The following is a 16358-nucleotide window of genomic DNA, read 5'->3' on the forward strand; positions in this document are numbered from 1 at the left end:
CGCCGAGCGAAGGGCATGAAACTCTTTTCGCCGCGGGCCGGCCCCGCACATCGGGGCCCACGGGGGGCCGGCGTCCATGCGGATGCCGGCCCCCGTCGCGTCGGCTGTTCAGGTGCGCAGGTACGAGGCTCCGTTGACGTCCAGGACCGTGCCCGAGCACCACGTGGCTTCGGGCGAGGCGAGATAGAGCACGGCGGAGGCGATCTCCTGCGGGTCGGCGACGCGGCCGAAGGGGCTCTGCGACCGGATCTGCTCGCCCTCCGCGCCGCTGAGCCTGTCGGCGACCCGCTCGGTGGCGACGAAACCGGGCGCCACCGAGGCGACCGCGATGCCGTGCGGCGCGAGGGAGACGGCCAGCGACTGGCCGAACGCGTGCAGCGCCGCCTTGGTGGCGCCGTACGCCGGATGGTCGGGCTCGCCCCGGAACGCGCCGCGCGAGCCGATGTTCACGATGCGCCCGGCGCGGCCGTCGTCGATCATGCGGCGGGCGACGCAGTAGCTGACGTTGACGGCGCCGAACAGGTTCACGGCGGTGGTGCGCTGCCACGCCTCCTGCCAGTCCGTGTACGACGTGCCGGGCAGCGGATGACGGATCATCACCGCGGCGTTGTTCACCAGGACGTCCACGCCGCCGAGCGCCTCGTCGGCCTCGGCGACCAGGGATTCGGCGAGCGCCGCATCGGTGAGATCGCCCTGGACCAGTGTGTGGCCGTGACCGGCCAGACCGGCGAGCGTCTCCTCCGCGTCGGACCGCCGGCTGGAGCAGTGCACCGCGACCCGGTCGCCCTGCCGGGCGAACGCCGCGGCGACGGAGCGGCCGATGCCCCGCGACGCTCCGGTCACCAACACGCCCCGGCTCATCGGGCGAAGATCTGCGACTCGTCCTGGAACGCCTTGAACTCCAGGGCGTTGCCCGCCGGGTCGAGCAGGAACATCGTCCACTGTTCCCCCGGTTCGGCCGCGAAGCGCACGTAGGGCTCGATGACGAACGCGGTGCCGGCCGCGCGCAGGCGTTCCGCCAGCTCGTGGAAGCCGGGGACGGACAGGATGAGGCCGAAGTGCGGTACCGGGACCTGGTGGCCGTCCACGGCGTTGTGCACCGGGCGTCCCGCATCCCGGCCGCTGTCGAGGTGCGTGACCACCTGATGCCCGTGGAAGTTCCAGTCGATCCAGGTGTCCGCGGAGCGGCCCTCGGGCAGTCCGAGCACCTCGCCGTAGAACCGGCGTGCCGTGGCCAGATCGTCGACGGGGACGGCCAGATGGAAGCCGGGGCGGGACATGCGGGGCTCCTTCCGTAGCGGTCCCCCGACTTTGACCGCGCAATGTCCGAATGTCAACATTGCTCTCATGGACATGCCTGATACCCCGACAGCGCCGCGGGCCCCGGCGCAGGACCCGGCCGTCGGGCGAGCGCGGCGCCGGGGCCTCGCCGAGGAGGCGGCGGACAGCATCCGCGCAGCGATCCTCGCCGGACGGTTCCCGCCCGGAGCGCCGCTGCGCGAGGTCGAGCTCGCCGCATCGCTGGACATCAGCAGGGGCTCGGTCCGCGAGGGCCTGTCCGTCCTCGCCCGTGAAGGGCTCATCCGGAGCGAGTGGCACCGCGGAACGAAGGTCATCGACGTGACACCGCGGGAGGCGGAGGAGGTCTACGCCGTCCGGGCCGCTCTCGAACGGCTGGCCGCCCGCCTCGCCGCCGAACGCGCCACCGAGGAGGAGACCGCCGAGCTGGACCGGATCGTCGACACGATGGCGGCGGAACTCGGTCGCGGCGCCGACGGACCCCGTCTGCTCGCCCTCGACATCGACTTCCATGACCGCGTCTACCGCCTGGCCGGCAACCGCCGCCTGTACGACGGCTGGGCGGCGGTGCGCTCGCAGGTGCACCTGTTCCAGCTGACCCGCGTCCGGCTCGGGTACGACGGCTACCGCGCCGTGGTCGTCGACGAGCACCGCCAACTGGTCCGCCTGATCAGGGACCGGGACGTCATGGCGTTGCAACAGGCCGCCGAGGAGCATGTGTTGTCGGCCTGCCGGGTACTGTGCGGGCAGCTCGGCGGGGGAGCCGTCGCCTGACGGGAGCGGGTGGCGGCACGGCCGTGCTCGAAGGCGGCGCTCGCCGGCCCGTCGGCGCGGGCGCGTCACGCCACTGTCCCGCACACCGAACAGAGGGAGCCGCCGCACGTGTTCACCACCCGGCCCACCCTGCAGGGCACCTTCGGCATGGTGTCGTCCACCCACTGGCTGGCCTCGCAGTCCGCCATGGCCGTCCTGGAGGACGGCGGCAACGCCTACGACGCCGCCGTCGCCGCCGGCTTCGTGCTGCACGTCGTCGAACCCCATCTCAACGGCCCCGCCGGCGAGGTCCCGATCATCCTCGCGCCCGCGGGCGGACCGGTACGGGTCCTGTGCGGCCAGGGACCGGCGCCCGCCGGGGCGACCATCGGCCACTACACCGCACTGGGCCTGGACCTCGTGCCGGGGACGGGGCCCCTCGCCGCCGCCGTTCCGGGCACGTTCGACGCGTGGATGCTGCTGCTGCGCGACCACGGCACGAAGTCACTCGCCTCCGTGCTGACACACGCCATCGGATACGCCGAGGCGGGCCATCCGCCCGTCGAGCGCGTCGGGCAGACCGTCGAGACCGTGCGGGAGCTGTTCACAACGGAATGGACCTCCTCCGCCGAGGTCTACCTGCCGGGCGGGCGGGCCCCGGCTCCCGGACGGCTCCTGAGGAACCCGGCGCTCGCCGCCACATGGCGCCGGCTGCTCGCCGAGGCGCAGGCCGCCGGGAGCGGCCGCGAGAGGCAGATCGACGCCGCCCGGCGGGTCTGGCGGGAGGGTTTCGTCGCCGAGGCGCTGGCCGAAGCGGCCGCGCGCCCCACTCTCGACACCTCCGGCACGCGCCACGCCGGCACACTCACCGGCGACGACCTCGCCGCCCACCGCGCCACCTACGAGGACCCGGTCACCTACGACTGGAACGGCTGGACGGTGTGCAAGGCCGGCGGCTGGTCCCAGGGCCCGGCCCTCCTGCAACAGCTGGCCCTGCTCCCCGGCCGGCTCCCCGCGTACGGCGGCGCCGAGTACGTGCACACCCTCGTCGAGGGCGCCAAACTCGCCATGGCCGACCGCGAAGCCTGGTACGGCGACGCCGACGGCCCCGGAACCGTGCCCGTCAAGACCCTGCTGTCCGACGCGTACAACACCGAGCGCCGCGCGCTGATCGGCGCCACGGCGTCGTACGAGCTGCGCCCCGGCAGCCCTGACGGGCGCACGCCCCGGCTGAGCCGGCACGCGCTCGCCGTCGCGGCGGGCGGGTCCGGCCCCGACACCGGGAGAGCCCCGGGCGCGGGCGAGCCGACCGTCGCCGGCAACGGCGCCACCAGCGGCGACACCTGCCATCTCGACATCGTGGACCGATGGGGCAACATGGTCGCCGCCACTCCCAGCGGCGGCTGGCTCCAGTCCAACCCCGTCGTGCCCTCCCTCGGCTTCCCGCTCGGCACGCGGCTGCAGATGGCCTGGCTCGACCCCGGGCTGCCCAACTCCCTCACCCCAGGCCGCCGTCCCCGCACCACCCTCACCCCCTCGCTCGCACTGCGCGGCGGCGTACCCGTCATCGCCTTCGGCACCCCCGGCGGCGACCAGCAGGACCAGTGGCAACTGCACTTCTTCCTCGCTGTCGCGCTGCGGGACCGCGTACGCGGCGGACTCGACCTCCAGGGAGCGATCGACGCGCCCAACTGGCACACCGACAGCTTTCCCGGGTCCTTCTACCCGCGGCAGATGCGACCGGGCGGTGTCACGGTCGAGTCCCGCTTCGGACCGGAGGTGATCGACGGGCTGCGGCGCCGCGGACACGACGTCTCGACCGGTGACCCGTGGTCGGAGGGCCGTCTGTGCGCGGTGTCGCGCGACCCGGAGACCGGCGTCCTGTCGGCGGCAGCCAACCCGAGGGGAATGCAGGGGTACGCGGTGGGCCGCTGAGCGCGGTGTATCCGCACCCGTGCCGGTCAAAGGCGGGCCCGCGAGCGGGAGTTCACCCAGCGGAGACATGCTGTCAGACCCGTCGCCACAGGCGGTGCCGCGGAGGGAGGTGAGCCGTTAACGAAAACGATTGTCATCGTGTTAAGGTCGGGCCCTCCCTCCGCATCGCGCCTTCCTGGGGTCTTCCTTGCATTCGATTGAACGTTCACGCATGCGTCGCCGGGGACGTGGGCTCCCGGCCGCTCTGGGAGCCGTCTCGGTGCTGCTCACCGGCTGTTTCGCCGGCAGTGGGTCCCCGGGCGGAGCTTCCGGCGAAAGCGGGGACGGCCGTATACGGGTCGCGATGATGCAGCCCCCGCGCTCGGGGCTCTCACCGCTGTCCGACGACGCCTTCAAGCTGTCGCGCTGGTCCACCGCCGAGACGCTCGTCGAGCTGGACCGTGACGGCAACGCCGAGCCGGCGCTGGCGACCGACTGGAAACAGTCCGGGAAGACCTGGACGTTCACCGTGCGCGAGGGGGTGACCTTCCACGACGGGACCGGCCTGACCGCCCGGTCGGTCGTCACCTCGCTGCGGGCCGCCGCGAGCGCCTCGCCCAAGCCGCGCATCCTCGACGGTGTCGACCTCTCCGTGAAGGAACTCGGCCCCCGTACCGTCGCCGTCACCACCGCCACGGCCGACCCGCTCGTCCCGCAGCGGCTCAGTTCGCCGCAGTTGTCGATCCTCGCCGCCAAGGCGTACCGGGGCAGGACCGTCGACCCCGTGGGCGCCGGCACCGGCCCGTTCGAACTCGTGCAGGTGAACGGCGCGGCGTCGGCCAAGCTCGACCGCTACGACGGCTACTGGGGCGGCAAGGCGAAAGCCGCCGGCATCGACGTGACGTACGTCCCCGACGGCACGGCGCGCGCGGCGGCCCTGCGCAGCGGCGAGGCGGACATCGTCGAGGCGGTGCCGGTCTCCCAGGCCCGCCTGCTCGACGAGAAGCTGATCACCGAGGTGCCGATGCCGCGCACCAACACCCTCTACCTCAACACCCGTTCGGGCCCCTTCCAGGCCCCGGAGCTCCGGGCCGCGGCGCGCGAGGCGATCGACGCCGAGGAGATCGTGCGCAGCGTCTACGAGGGCAGGGCCGACGTCGCCGGGGGCCTGCTCGGGCCGGCCCTGCCGTGGGCCGCCGGACTGCGCCAGGACGTCCGGCACGGCGCTGCGGGCGACCCGGACGGCACCGAGATCACCATCGGCACCTTCACGGACCGCGCCGAACTGCCCGAGGTCGCCCAGATCCTGCAACAGCAGCTCCAGGCCGCCGGTTTCACGGTCAGACTCGACGTGCGCGAGTACGCCAACATCGAAGCGGACGCCCTCGCGGGCAAGTTCGACGCGTTCATCCTGTCCCGGGCCACCGTTCTCGACTCCGGCGACGCGGCGGCGTACCTCTTCAGCGACTTCGCGAGCGAGGGTTCCTTCAACATCCCGCAGCTGGCCGACCCGGCGGTCGACAAGGCCCTGGCCAAGGCGTCCGAGACCGCGGTCGGCGACGCGCGCCGCGAGGCGATCATGGGCGCCGAGGCGGCCGTGCTCGCCACCGACGCGGCCGTACCGATGCTGCACGAACGGGTCATCCAGGGCGACGCGGCCGGTGTGTCCGGCGCCGCGCACGACCCCCGTGAGCGCGAGCTCGTCACCATCGACACGTACGTCAGGTGAGGGCCCAACTCTCCCGGGCGGTGTGCCTGGCCGGCGTGCTCGTCGTCGTCGGACTGCTGCCCTGGCTCTCCGGCAAGGACCCGGCGCTGAGCCTGCTGCGGGCGCGGTCCGCCGAGCAGGAGCCGACCCCCGAGGCACTGGCCGCCATCCGCGCCGACCTCGGCCTCGACGCGGGGCCGCTGGGCCTGCTCGGGCAGTGGGCGGCCGGGCTGCTCCGGGGCGACCTGGGCATCTCCTGGGTCTCGGGCGCCGATGTGCTGCCCTCGGTGGTCACCGGTCTGCAGGTGTCCCTGACACTGATGGGCGCGGCCCTGGCGGTCGCGCTCCTGGTGGCCGCCGCCCTCGTCGCGCCGGTCCTGATACGAGGGCGGGGGACGTCCGGCGCCTTCGCCGCCGTGCTCACGGCCGTGCCCGAATTCCTGCTGTCCACCGTGCTGTTGATCGTGGCGGGCGTGGGCCTCGGCTGGCTGCCGACCTCCGGGTGGGCCGGTCCGGCGCACCTCGTCCTGCCCGCGCTCGCCCTCGGCCTTCCCGCGGGCGGGCTGCTCGGCCGCCTGGTCGCCGAGGCGCTTCCCGGCGTCCTCGACGAGCGCTGGGCCCACCTGTGGCGCGGTGCGGGCGTCGGCCGCGCCCGGGTCGCCGCCGCCGCCCTGCGGCGCGTCCTTCCGCCGCTGGCCGGGCAGTTCGGGATGGTCGTGGTCGGCCTGACCGGCGGGGCGGTGGCTGTGGAGGCCGTCTTCGCGGTACCCGGACTCGGCCGCACCACCCTCGGCGCCGTCAAGTCCCAGGACGTGCCCCTGGTCCAGGGCTCGCTGCTCGCCCTGCTGGTCCTCGGGCTGCTGGCGGGCGCCGCCGCGGCCGCGCTGCGCAGGAGGCTGCTCGGTCCGGCTCTCCGGGAAACCGGCCTGAGCCTGCCGGCGCCGCGCCCGGTGAGGGTGCCCGCATGGGCCCCTGCGGTCATCGGCGCCGTACTGGTCGGCGTGATCGGCTGGGGCCTGCTGCGCGATCCGTACACCGTCGACACCGCCGCCCGGCTCGCCGCGCCGTCCGGCGCGCATCCGCTCGGTGCGGACGCGCTCGGCCGCGACGCCCTGGCCCGGCTCGGGCACGGCGCGGCGGCCACGGTCGGTATGGCGGCCGCCGTCTGTCTCCTCGGCCTCGTGACCGCGCTCGCCCTCGGCTTCCTGCCGAACCTCGCCACCGGAGCGGCCGACATCGCCAACGCCCTGCCCCCCGTGATCGTCGGCGTGCTGGTCGCCGCCGTCCTCGGCCCCCGCGCCGACGGGGCCGCACTCGCCGTCGCCCTCGTGTCCTGGCCGGCCCTGACGGCCCACGCAGGAGGTATGGGCCTCGCAGTTCCTCCTCGCCCAGAAGGCGATCGGCGCGAGCCCGGCCTGGATCCTGACCCGGCACGTCCTGCCCTCGGTGGCCGCCCCGGTCGCCCGGCACGCCGTGCTGCGCCTGCCCGGCATCGCACTCGCCCTGGCGTCGCTCGGCTTCCTCGGGCTCGGCGCCCAGCCGCCGTCCCCCGAATGGGGGCTGCTCCTCGACGAGTCGGCCGACTACGTGGAACGCGCTCCGGTCGCGGCACTCGCCCCGGCCGTCGCCCTGGCCCTGCTCGCCGCGCTCGCCGTCATCCTGTCCGCGTACACCGGACCACGGCACGCCGTACGGCCGCCCTTGCGAAAGAGGACGACTTCCGTTGCCGTCTGACCACCTTCTCTCGGTACGAGATCTGCGCGTCTCCTTCGGCGGCGTCGAAGCCGTCCGCGGTGTCTCCTTCGACGTGGGGCCCGGTGAAGTCCTCGCCCTCGTCGGCGAGTCCGGGGCCGGCAAGTCGCTGACCGCGCGGACCGTGCTCGGCATGGCCCCCCACGACGCGTCCGTCACCGGCGACGCTCTGCTCCGGGGCGGTCCCGTCACCTCCGCGGACTGGGGCCGGAGCGTCGCGTTCGTGCCGCAGGACGCCCTGTCGGCCCTGTCTCCCGTGCACCGCGTCGGCACCCAACTCGCCCTGGCCGTACGCTCCGTTCAGGCAGTGGCCAGGCGTGAGGCGCGTGCCAGGGCCGAGGAGGCCCTGGAACAGGTCGGCATCCCGGGCGACCGCCTGGACGCGTTCCCGCACGAGTTCTCCGGCGGGATGCGGCAGCGCGCCGTCATCGCCATGGCGACGGTCAACGCGCCGGACCTGGTCGTCGCCGACGAGCCGACCACCGCGCTCGACCCCGGGATGCGCGCCCAGGTCCTGACGGCGCTGGCCGAGCGGCGCGACGCGACGGGCGCCTCGCTCGTCCTGGTCACCCATGACCTCGACGCCGTGCGCGAGCACGCCGACCGGACGGCCGTCATGTACGCGGGGCGGATCGTCGAGTACGGCCCCACCGACCGGATTCTGGACCGGCCTCGGTCCCCGTACACCGCCGCGCTCCTCGCCTCCGTCCCGGCGGACGGCACTGCGCGCAAGTCCAGGCTGCCCGCCCTGCCCGGCCGGCCGCCGGCGCCGGGCGGCATCCCGCCCGGCTGCGCCTTCGCGCCGCGCTGCGCGCACACCACGGCCCGCTGCCGTGTCGAACTTCCCGCGCCCCGGCCCCTGGACGGGCGCGATGTCGCCTGCCATCTCGATGTCCCGGAGCCCGTATGAGCACCCAGCCGCCCCTGCTGGACGTCCGCGACCTGGTCGTCCGCCACGGAACGACGACCGCCGTCGACGGCGTGTCGTTCACGGTCGGCGCGGGCGAGACCGTGGGGCTGATCGGCCCCTCCGGCTGCGGCAAGTCGTCGACCGCCGCGGCCGTTCTGCACCTGCGCCGTCCGGACGGCGGCCGGGTCCGGTTCGCCGGCACCGACCTGACGGCGCTCGGCGAGAGGGAGCTGCGACACATCCGGCCCCGGATCCAGCCCGTGTTCCAGGACCCCTACGGCACGCTCAGCCCCCGCAGGCGCGTCCGCGATCAGATCGCCGAACCGCTGCGCGTCCAGGGCCGCTGGTCCCGGGCGACCGGGCCCGGCCGGGTCGAGGAACTCCTCGGCATGGTCGGCCTCGACACGTCCCACGGCGAGCGGCTCCCGCACGAGCTCTCCGGCGGGCAGTGCCAGCGCGCCGGGATCGCCCGCGCGCTGGCGAGCGAGCCGGAGCTGCTCGTCCTCGACGAGCCCGTCTCCGCACTCGACCCGTCCCTGCGCGCCGGGATCGTCAACCTCCTGCTCGACCTCCAGGAGAAGCTGGGCCTCGGCTACCTGTTCATCTGCCATGACATGCCGGTCGTGCGGCACTTCTGCGACCGTGTCCTGACCATGCGGGACGGAAAGCTCACCTGATGTCCCCGCTCGCCCGCCTGCTCGTCGCCAGTCAGTTCGCCTTCAACGTGGGCTTCTTCGCCGTACTGCCCTACCTCGCCGACCATTTGGGGGGCGCGCTGGGCCTCGGCGGCGCGCTGGTCGGGCTGATCCTGGGGCTGCGGACCTTCAGCCAGCAGGGCATGTTCGTGGTCGGCGGCTCGCTGACCGACCGCTACGGCCCCCGGCCCGTCGTCCTCGCCGGATGCGCGCTGCGGGTGGCGGGATTCGTCTGGCTGGGCACGGCCGAGGCCGCCTGGTCGGTGACCGCCGCCGTGGTGCTGGTCGGCTTCGCCGCGGCGCTGTTCTCACCCGCGGTGGAGAGCGAGATCGCGCGGGAGGCCCTGCGGATGGAGCAGGCGGGCGGGCCCGTGCGCACGAGCGTGCTGGCCAGGTTCTCGGCCGGCGGGCAGGCGGGAGCCCTGATCGGACCCCTGCTCGGGACGCTCCTGCTCGTCGGGGGCTTCCGCGGCGCGTGCCTGGCCGGTGCCGCCGTCTTCGCCGTGGTCCTGGCAGGCCACTGGCGGCTGATGCCCCGCGCCGAGGCCGCGGCCGCACGCCGACGGCCCGCGTTGCGCCCCCTCGTGCGCAACCGCCGCTTCCTGGGCCTCGCCCTCGCCTACTCCACCTACCTGATCGCCTACAACCAGCTGTACCTCGCCCTGCCCGCCGAACTGGACCGCGCCACGGGCTCGCAGCAGGCGCTCGGCTGGATCTTCGCGCTCTCCTCGGCGATGGTCGTCTTCGGCCAGGTGCCACTGGAGCGCAGGGCGTCGGCCCGGCTGGGCCTGACCGCGATGATCCGCTGGGGCCTGGTCCTGATCGCGGCCGCCTTCGCCGTGACCGGCGTCCTCCTGCCCCTGCGGGGGCTCTGGCCGGCCGTCTCGTTCGTCGTGCTGCTCACGCTCGGGCAGATGCTGGTGGTGCCCGCGGCCCGGGCATGCGTTACCGAACTCGTCGACGCGCGCCGCCTCGGCCTGTTCACCGGCGGGCTCTCGTCGGTCTCCGGACTGCTCGTCCTCGCGGGCGGCGCACCGGCGGGAGCCCTCCTCGAACTCGGCGGCACACTCCCGTGGCTGGTGCTGGGCGCCGTCCCCCTTCTCGGTGTGCTGCTCGTGCCACGCGTCGGCCCGGCGGGGGAACGGGGCGCTGACCAGGCGTCGGAGAACGCGTTGTGCCGGAAGCGTTGACCGACGCCCGGCCCGGTACATCGGCTGCCGGCAGCCGACACCGCCCGCGGGCACGGGGCGAACCACCCCCGCTCGGCGAGTGCCGACGTGGGTGGTTCGCGCCTGGCCGATCCGTCACATGCCCACCTGGGACGCGGCAGGTGCCCGGCTGATCTGGGTGGACATTCTGAACTCCCGCGTCCACACCTACGATCCGGCAAGCCGCCGCCGTACCGTCATGACCACCGAACAGCACGTCGGAGCGGCGAAGCCGCGGGCGGGCGGAGGACTGGTGGTCAACCTCCGGGACGGCATCGCCCTGTACGGCACCGACGGGGGAGTGTCCTGGCTCGTGCGCGACCCGGTTCCGGGCCGGCGCGGCAACGACGCGGCCGTCGCGCCGGACGGGGCACTGTGGGCGGGCACCATGCGCTACGACGAGGCGGCCGGCGGCGGCAGCCTCTCGCGCGTCGCGCCCGACGGGACCGTCACCGAGGTCTTCGGCGGTGCGGCCGTGAGCAACGGCATCGGGTGGAGCCCCGACGGCGCGCTCATGTACTACATCGACAGCCCCACCCGACGCATCGACGTCTGCCGCATGTCGGGCGAACGCGTCATCGACCGCACGCCGTTCGCCACTGTCGAGCCCGGCGCCGGTTACCCCGACGGCCTCACCGTCGACGCCGCCGGATGCGTCTGGGTCGCGCTCTGGGACGGTGCCCAGGTGCGCAGGTACGACCCCAACGGTCGCCTGGACCGCACACTCCATCTGCCCGTACGCCGTCCCACCGCCTGCGCCTTCGGCGGCCCGGGCCTGCGCGACCTGTACATCACCACCGCGCGCACCGGACTTGCCCGCCCGCACCCGCTCAGTGGTTCCCTGCTCGTCGTGCCGGACGCGGGGGAGGGCCTCGCCGCCGCCGCGTTCGGCGGCTGACCACGGTGACAGGCGTCCGCCCGCGACGGCCGGGCCGCGGCCCGGCCGTCGCGCGGGCCGGTGTCAGCCGGTGGGCGCCTGGTAGAGGCCGCGGCCGGCGCGGTGGGCGCGTGAGGTGGCGACCAGACGGTCCAGGGTGCTGCGCACGGTGTTGATGGCGCCCGCGCTCTCGTCACGGCCGAGAGCATGGGCGACGTCCCGCGCCCGCAGCGGGGTGCCGGCCTTCCCGGACAGGATGGCGATGACCTGCTCGGTCAGCCCGCCGGTGTCCTGCGCGACCGTGGCGGCCGTCTTGCGCGGCGCGGCCTGCTTGTCCTTCGTGGCCTGCCTGTCCAGCGCGGCCTTCGTGGTCTTCGCGGGCTTGGCGGCGGGCTTCGCTGTCTTGGCGGCCTTCGTGGTGGTGCGCTTCTTCGCGGGCCGGCGCGTCGCCGCCTGCGGAGCGGCGGCCTTGGGCGCGGCCTTCCTCTTGGCGCGGCTCGTGGGCTTGCGGGGCGTCGAGGGAGCCGTCTCGGTGGCGTCCGCGGGTGTTGTGGTGTCGGCGGTGTCGGTGTCACCACCGGTGCCGGTGGATTCGGCGGCCGCAGCGGGCTCCTGGGCCGGCTCGGGCAGCGGTGCGGATTCCTGGGCGGTCTCCGGCGCGGGCTCCTCCGTCGCGGTGGGGGCCTGCGGTTCGCCGGCCAGGGTCGCCTCGGCCTCGGCCTCCTCCGAAACACGGGGCCGCGGCACTGTCGTGGCAGCCAGCGCGCTGAGCGCCGACAGGGCGCCGCGCACGGATTCGAGCCGCTCGGAGACCACTGCGAGCTCCTTCTGGAGCGCCAGCTGATGCTCTTCGAGGCGGGGAAGTTCCGCCTGCAGCAGTGCGGTTGTTGTTTCGATGGTGTCGGTGCTGGGTGTCGTCGGCATGACGCCCTCCTCATGAGTTGGGGGGTGCGAGCGTTCGGATGGTTGTGATGCAGGGTACGGCCCATGTTGGGCGGCGGTCACCTTTCCTGAACATCCCCTGTCGCACAACGCGCGACGGAGCAGGAAGTCACGATCCCAACGATGCCCGTTTCCCGCGCAGTTCGCCGACGGGCCGGGGCAGCCACGAAGACCGGCGCCTTGGAACATTCGTTGCCCCGCCTCGCGTTCGCGGTGCCCTGTGGTCGTTCGGTTTCGGAGCCGTTGTCGTCCGGTCGGAGTGTTGTCGTCAGTCCGGGCCGTTGCCGTCCGGTCGGGGCCGTTGTCGTCCGGTCGGAGCCGTTGTGCCCGCCGCTTTTCGGCCTCGGCGCAGGTGTGGGGGCTGAGGCCGGCCGGGAGGTGCGCGAGGTCCCGGCCGGCGACCGAAAGGCCCATGGAGGCGGCCCACCTGGTCCGCGTCTCGGTCGGTCCGTGTTTCACGTCGGGACGGGATGGTACCCGCAGTGGGAATCCGGAGGCGCTGTCCAGTCGCTCGCGACCGGGCGACGACCTGCGAGAGCGGGGGACGGCGCGGAGATCCGAGACCGAAGGAGGAATGGCCCATGAGCGACGTCGGGCGAGCACAACAGACGGGACAGGCCGCCAGGGAACAGGCGTCGGCCACCGCCGGTCAGGCCGGCCAGGCGGTCGGCCAGGTGGGCGGGGTCGCCGCCGAGCAGGCCAGGAACGTGGCCGGCCGGGCCCGTGAACAGGCCGATACGGCGGTGCGTGACCTCCAGGAGCGACTGCGCGAGGAGGCACGCGGGCAGACCGAGCGGTTCGCCGGAACGATGCGGCAGTGGGCCGACGACCTCGCGGGGCTGGCCGAGAACGCGCCGGGGGACTCCCCGGCCCGCAGCCTGGCGGCGCAGGCGGCTGACGGCGGCCATCGCGCGGCGGACTACCTGGACAAGCAGGGTGTGGAAGGACTGTTGGGGGATCTGCAGGGATTCGCACGCCGGCGGCCGGGAGCGTTCCTCGGTGGAGCGGTGCTCGCGGGACTTGTGGTGGGCCGCCTCGCGAAGGCGGGCACCCAGCAGAGCCGGTCGGCCGGCCGCCGGACTGCGGCACCGGCCCGCGACGAGACGTCGCTGCCGCCGGGAACCGCGCCACGCGTCGGGCTGCCGGGCCCTGCGGGGGTGTGAGCCGTGTCCGTGATCGCACCGCACTCGGCGCGGCCGGGTACGCAGGACCGGTCCGTGGGCGAACTCCTCACGGCCGTGACCTCGGATTTGGAGCAGTTGTTCCGGCAGGAAGTCGAGCTGGCCAAGGCGGAGGTCCGTGAGGAGGCGACCAAGGCGGGCAAGGCCGCCGGGATGTACGGAGGAGCCGGGTTCGCCGGCTCCATGGTGGCGTTGTTCGCTTCGCTGGCCGCGGTGTTCGCCCTGGCCAACGTGATGGACGCCGGCTGGGCGGCACTGATCGTCACCGGTGTGTGGGCGCTCGTCGGTGCCGTGCTGTTCGTGATGGGCCGTGCGCGCATGCGACAGGTGTCGCCGAAGCCGGAGCGGACCATGGAGACACTGAAGGAGGATGCGCAATGGGCACGTCACCCGACCAAATGAGGGCCGGGATCGAATCGACCCGGCAGCAGCTGTCGTACGACGTCGACCAACTGGTCGACCGCACCAGCCCGCGCCGGATGGCGCGGCGCCGCGGTCGGCGCATGCGGGGCGCGTTGTCCGGAGCACGCGCCCGCGTGATGGGCACCGCCTCGCACGCCACGAGCAGCGCTCAGGGCGGCATGCGCGAGACCGCGCAGTCGGTGCAGGAGAGCGCCGGCCAGGCGGCGGACACCGTGCGCGACGCGGCCGGACAGGCGGGCGACGCGGCGAAGAGGGCGCCCGAGCAGGCCATGAGGCAGACACAGGGCAACCCGCTTGCGGCCGGTCTGATCGCTTTCGGCGCAGGGTTGCTGGCGGCATCGCTGCTGCCGGCCTCCGAGGCGGAGCAGCAGGCCGCCGCCCAGTTGTCCGAGCAGGCCGGGGACGCGATGGAACCGGTCAAGCAGGCCGCCGTCGAATCCGCGCAGCGGCTGAAGGAGGACGCGACTGGGGCCGCACAACAGGCAGGCGAGCAGATCAAGGAGACGGCGGCGGAGGCGGCGCGCACGACCGGGGAAGAGGCACGCGAGCGGGCCACTGAGGTCGGCGAACAGGCCCGTGATTCCGGTAAGCAGGTCGCGGACGAGGCCCGCGGGCAGAGCCCCAGCACCATGTGAGGCCACGAGCGGCTCCGGGGACAGCCGTGGTGGCGACAGCCGTTGCGTGGACCGGGCACCTCCTTCCCCGGCCGCGCAGCGGTGCACCGACCGGCGGCCGCCCCGTCACTGCTCCGCCGCGCCCGGGGCGACACAGGCTGCAGATCACCCGGCGCCGGCCGTCGGCGGACGACCTCCGCATACCGGGGGCCGCTCGCGCGTGCGCCCGACCGGCATTCCCTGCCCCGCGGTACCCGCGATCGACACCATCGACACCATGGGCCGGCCCCTCGTGGCCCGCCCATGGTGTCGGACTGCCGGGCGAGTTCTACGTGGTCGCGTAGACGTGCGTCGCGAACTCCGCGATCTGCTCGTCGCTGAGGTTCTTCGCGACGTCGGCCTCGGTGATGATCCCGACCAGGCGGTGGCCGCCCGCGACGTCGATCACCGGCAGTCGCTTGATGTGATTGCTCTCCATGACCTCCAGGACCTCGGAGGCTTCCGCCTCGGCGTCGATCCAGTGCAGGGTCCCGCCCAGCGAACCGGCCTGAACGGTCGCCGGGTCGATCCCCTCCGCGCAGCACGTGACGACGATGTCGCGGTCGGTGACCAGGCCGATGAGCCTGTTGTTGTCACCACAGATGGGCAGGCATCCGACGTTCAGATCCCGCATCATCTTCGCCGCGTTGTGCAGCGAGTCGTGCGCCCCCACGCAGTGCACTCCGCCCGTCATGATGTCTCGGGCTCTCAGCTGTCCGGCCATGTTTCCTCCCGGTCTCGTCAGCGTGTTCCGCCCACACTTCGATGACACCACGACCCGCGCGAGGGTGCTCCCGGGCGCAACGCACGGTCCCGCGAGACGCGGTGACGCCGGCGACCGGACCGCGGTCCGGGGCCGGTCTTGACTTGATCGGGGACAGGATTTACGCAGGACATACCGGCAGTTCCTGTCTCCGAGGAGGCTGCGATGACACGAGCAGTGGGCATCGACCTGGGAACGACGAATTCCGTCGTCTGCGTGCTGGAAGGCGGCGAACCGACGGTCGTCACGAACACCGAGGGCGCGAGGACCACGCCGTCGGTCGTGGCGTTCGCCAAGAACGGCGACGTGCTCGTCGGGGAGCTCGCCAAGCGGCAGGCCGTGACGAACGTGGAGCGCACCGCCCGGTCGGTCAAGCGGCACATGGGCGAGGGAAACTGGCGCTTCCCGGAGTCCGGGGACATCGACGGCAAGCGGTACACCGCTCAGGAGATCTCGGCCCGCGTGCTGCAGAAGCTGAAGCGGGACGCCGAGGCGTATCTCGGCGAGGACGTCACGGACGCGGTGATCACCGTCCCGGCGTACTTCAACGACGCGCAGCGCACCTCCACGAAGGAGGCGGGGCAGATCGCGGGTCTGAACGTCCTGCGGATCATCAACGAACCGACGTCCGCCGCTCTCGCCTACGGCCTGGACAAGGGCAACGACCAGACGATCCTCGTCTTCGACCTCGGCGGCGGCACCTTCGACGTCTCGCTGCTGGAGATCGGTGAGGGCCTGGTGGAGGTGAAGGCGACCAACGGTGACACGCACCTGGGGGGCGACGACTGGGACGAGCGGATCGTCGACCACCTGGTGAAGCAGTTCAAGAACGGCTACGGCGTCGACCTGTCGAAGGACAAGATGGCGTTGCAGCGTCTGCGTGAGGCGGCCGAGCGGGCCAAGATCGAGCTGTCGTCCTCGACCGAGACGACGATCAACCTGCCGTACATCACGGCGTCCGCCGAGGGACCGCTGCACCTGGACGAGAAGCTCACCCGCGCCCAGTTCGAGCAGCTGACGGCCGACCTGCTCGAACGCTGCAAGACCCCATTCCACAACGCCGTCAAGGACGCCGGGATCAAGGTCTCGGGCATCGACCATGTGATCCTCGTCGGCGGTTCCACCCGCATGCCGGCGGTGACGGCCCTGGTCAAGGAGCTGACCGGCAAGGATCCGCACAAGGGAGTGAACCCGGACGAGGTCGTCGCGATCGGCGCCTCGCTCCAGGCCGGTGTCCTCAAGGGTGAGGTCAAGGACGTCCTGCTCCTCGACGTGACCCC

15 protein-coding genes and 1 pseudogene are annotated in these 16358 nt (G+C 73.3%); 12 read left to right on the plus strand and 4 right to left on the minus strand.

Going from position 1 to position 16358, the window contains the following annotated elements; translation table 11 throughout:
* Positions 1–108: 108 nt before the first annotated feature.
* Positions 109–861 (minus strand): SDR family oxidoreductase, encoded by a 753-nt coding sequence (locus tag AB0K02_RS21945; protein WP_365994172.1) that lies wholly within the window; start codon positions 859–861, stop codon positions 109–111.
* The gene (locus AB0K02_RS21950; protein WP_365994173.1) at positions 858–1280 is read right to left on the minus strand and encodes a VOC family protein; all 423 of its coding nucleotides are present in this window, start codon (positions 1278–1280) and stop codon (positions 858–860) included. The genes AB0K02_RS21945 and AB0K02_RS21950 overlap by 4 nt, the downstream gene beginning before the upstream one ends.
* A 67-nt stretch (positions 1281–1347) precedes the next feature.
* Between AB0K02_RS21950 and AB0K02_RS21955 the strand changes: the two genes are divergently transcribed.
* The 8 genes and pseudogenes from AB0K02_RS21955 to AB0K02_RS21990 all read left to right on the plus strand — a co-directional run bounded on the left by AB0K02_RS21955 (position 1348) and on the right by AB0K02_RS21990 (position 11137).
* The gene (locus AB0K02_RS21955) at positions 1348–2073 is read left to right on the plus strand and encodes a GntR family transcriptional regulator (protein ID WP_365994174.1); all 726 of its coding nucleotides are present in this window, start codon (positions 1348–1350) and stop codon (positions 2071–2073) included.
* A 108-nt stretch (positions 2074–2181) separates the two neighbouring features.
* On the plus strand, positions 2182–3987 hold the full coding sequence (locus AB0K02_RS21960; protein WP_365994175.1) for a gamma-glutamyltransferase: 1806 nt from the start codon (positions 2182–2184) through the stop codon (positions 3985–3987).
* A 211-nt stretch (positions 3988–4198) separates the two neighbouring features.
* Positions 4199–5695 carry an ABC transporter substrate-binding protein gene (locus AB0K02_RS21965; RefSeq protein ID WP_365994176.1) on the plus strand — a complete coding sequence of 499 codons (1497 nt, stop codon included), beginning with the start codon at positions 4199–4201 and terminating at the stop codon, positions 5693–5695.
* Positions 5692–7408 (plus strand): annotated as a pseudogene (locus AB0K02_RS21970) (ABC transporter permease subunit). The gene AB0K02_RS21965 and the pseudogene AB0K02_RS21970 overlap by 4 nt, the downstream one beginning before the upstream one ends.
* A gap of 73 nt (positions 7409–7481) precedes the next feature.
* A complete protein-coding gene (locus AB0K02_RS21975; protein WP_365994191.1) occupies positions 7482–8336 on the plus strand; it encodes an ABC transporter ATP-binding protein in 855 nt (284 codons plus the stop codon).
* A complete protein-coding gene (locus AB0K02_RS21980) occupies positions 8333–9013 on the plus strand; it encodes a dipeptide/oligopeptide/nickel ABC transporter ATP-binding protein (protein ID WP_365994177.1) in 681 nt (226 codons plus the stop codon). Before AB0K02_RS21975 ends, AB0K02_RS21980 begins: the two co-directional genes overlap by 4 nt.
* Positions 9013–10221: an MFS transporter gene (locus AB0K02_RS21985; protein WP_365994178.1), complete on the plus strand. Its 1209-nt coding sequence runs from the start codon at positions 9013–9015 to the stop codon at positions 10219–10221. The genes AB0K02_RS21980 and AB0K02_RS21985 overlap by 1 nt, the downstream gene beginning before the upstream one ends.
* 118 nt (positions 10222–10339) lie before the next feature.
* Positions 10340–11137 carry an SMP-30/gluconolactonase/LRE family protein gene (locus tag AB0K02_RS21990; protein WP_365994179.1) on the plus strand — a complete coding sequence of 266 codons (798 nt, stop codon included), beginning with the start codon at positions 10340–10342 and terminating at the stop codon, positions 11135–11137.
* Between the two features lie 63 nt (positions 11138–11200).
* On the opposite strand, the gene AB0K02_RS21995 is transcribed toward AB0K02_RS21990, so the two are convergent.
* Positions 11201–12040, minus strand: a complete 840-nt coding sequence (locus AB0K02_RS21995) for a hypothetical protein (RefSeq protein ID WP_365994180.1) — start codon at positions 12038–12040, stop codon at positions 11201–11203.
* Between the two features lie 599 nt (positions 12041–12639).
* Here AB0K02_RS21995 and AB0K02_RS22000 point away from each other — a divergent pair.
* The 3 genes from AB0K02_RS22000 to AB0K02_RS22010 are packed head-to-tail and all read left to right on the plus strand — an operon-like array spanning position 12640 to position 14297.
* The gene (locus tag AB0K02_RS22000) at positions 12640–13221 is read left to right on the plus strand and encodes a hypothetical protein (RefSeq protein ID WP_365994181.1); all 582 of its coding nucleotides are present in this window, start codon (positions 12640–12642) and stop codon (positions 13219–13221) included.
* Positions 13222–13275: 54 nt separating this feature from the next.
* The gene (locus AB0K02_RS22005) at positions 13276–13641 is read left to right on the plus strand and encodes a phage holin family protein (RefSeq protein WP_365994182.1); all 366 of its coding nucleotides are present in this window, start codon (positions 13276–13278) and stop codon (positions 13639–13641) included.
* On the plus strand, positions 13617–14297 hold the full coding sequence (locus AB0K02_RS22010) for a DUF3618 domain-containing protein (protein ID WP_365994183.1): 681 nt from the start codon (positions 13617–13619) through the stop codon (positions 14295–14297). Before AB0K02_RS22005 ends, AB0K02_RS22010 begins: the two co-directional genes overlap by 25 nt.
* A 307-nt stretch (positions 14298–14604) precedes the next feature.
* Here the strand turns inward: AB0K02_RS22010 and AB0K02_RS22015 are convergent, their stop codons facing one another.
* Complete coding sequence (locus AB0K02_RS22015) at positions 14605–15039, minus strand: CBS domain-containing protein (protein WP_365994184.1); 435 nt, start codon at positions 15037–15039, stop codon at positions 14605–14607.
* Between the two features lie 204 nt (positions 15040–15243).
* Between AB0K02_RS22015 and AB0K02_RS22020 the strand changes: the two genes are divergently transcribed.
* Positions 15244–16358 (plus strand): Hsp70 family protein (locus tag AB0K02_RS22020; protein ID WP_365994185.1); only part of this gene is annotated, 1115 nt, incomplete at its 3' end.

The organism is Streptomyces sp. NPDC049597 (assembly GCF_040675505.1).
Classification (GTDB): Bacteria; Actinomycetota; Actinomycetes; order Streptomycetales; family Streptomycetaceae; genus Streptomyces.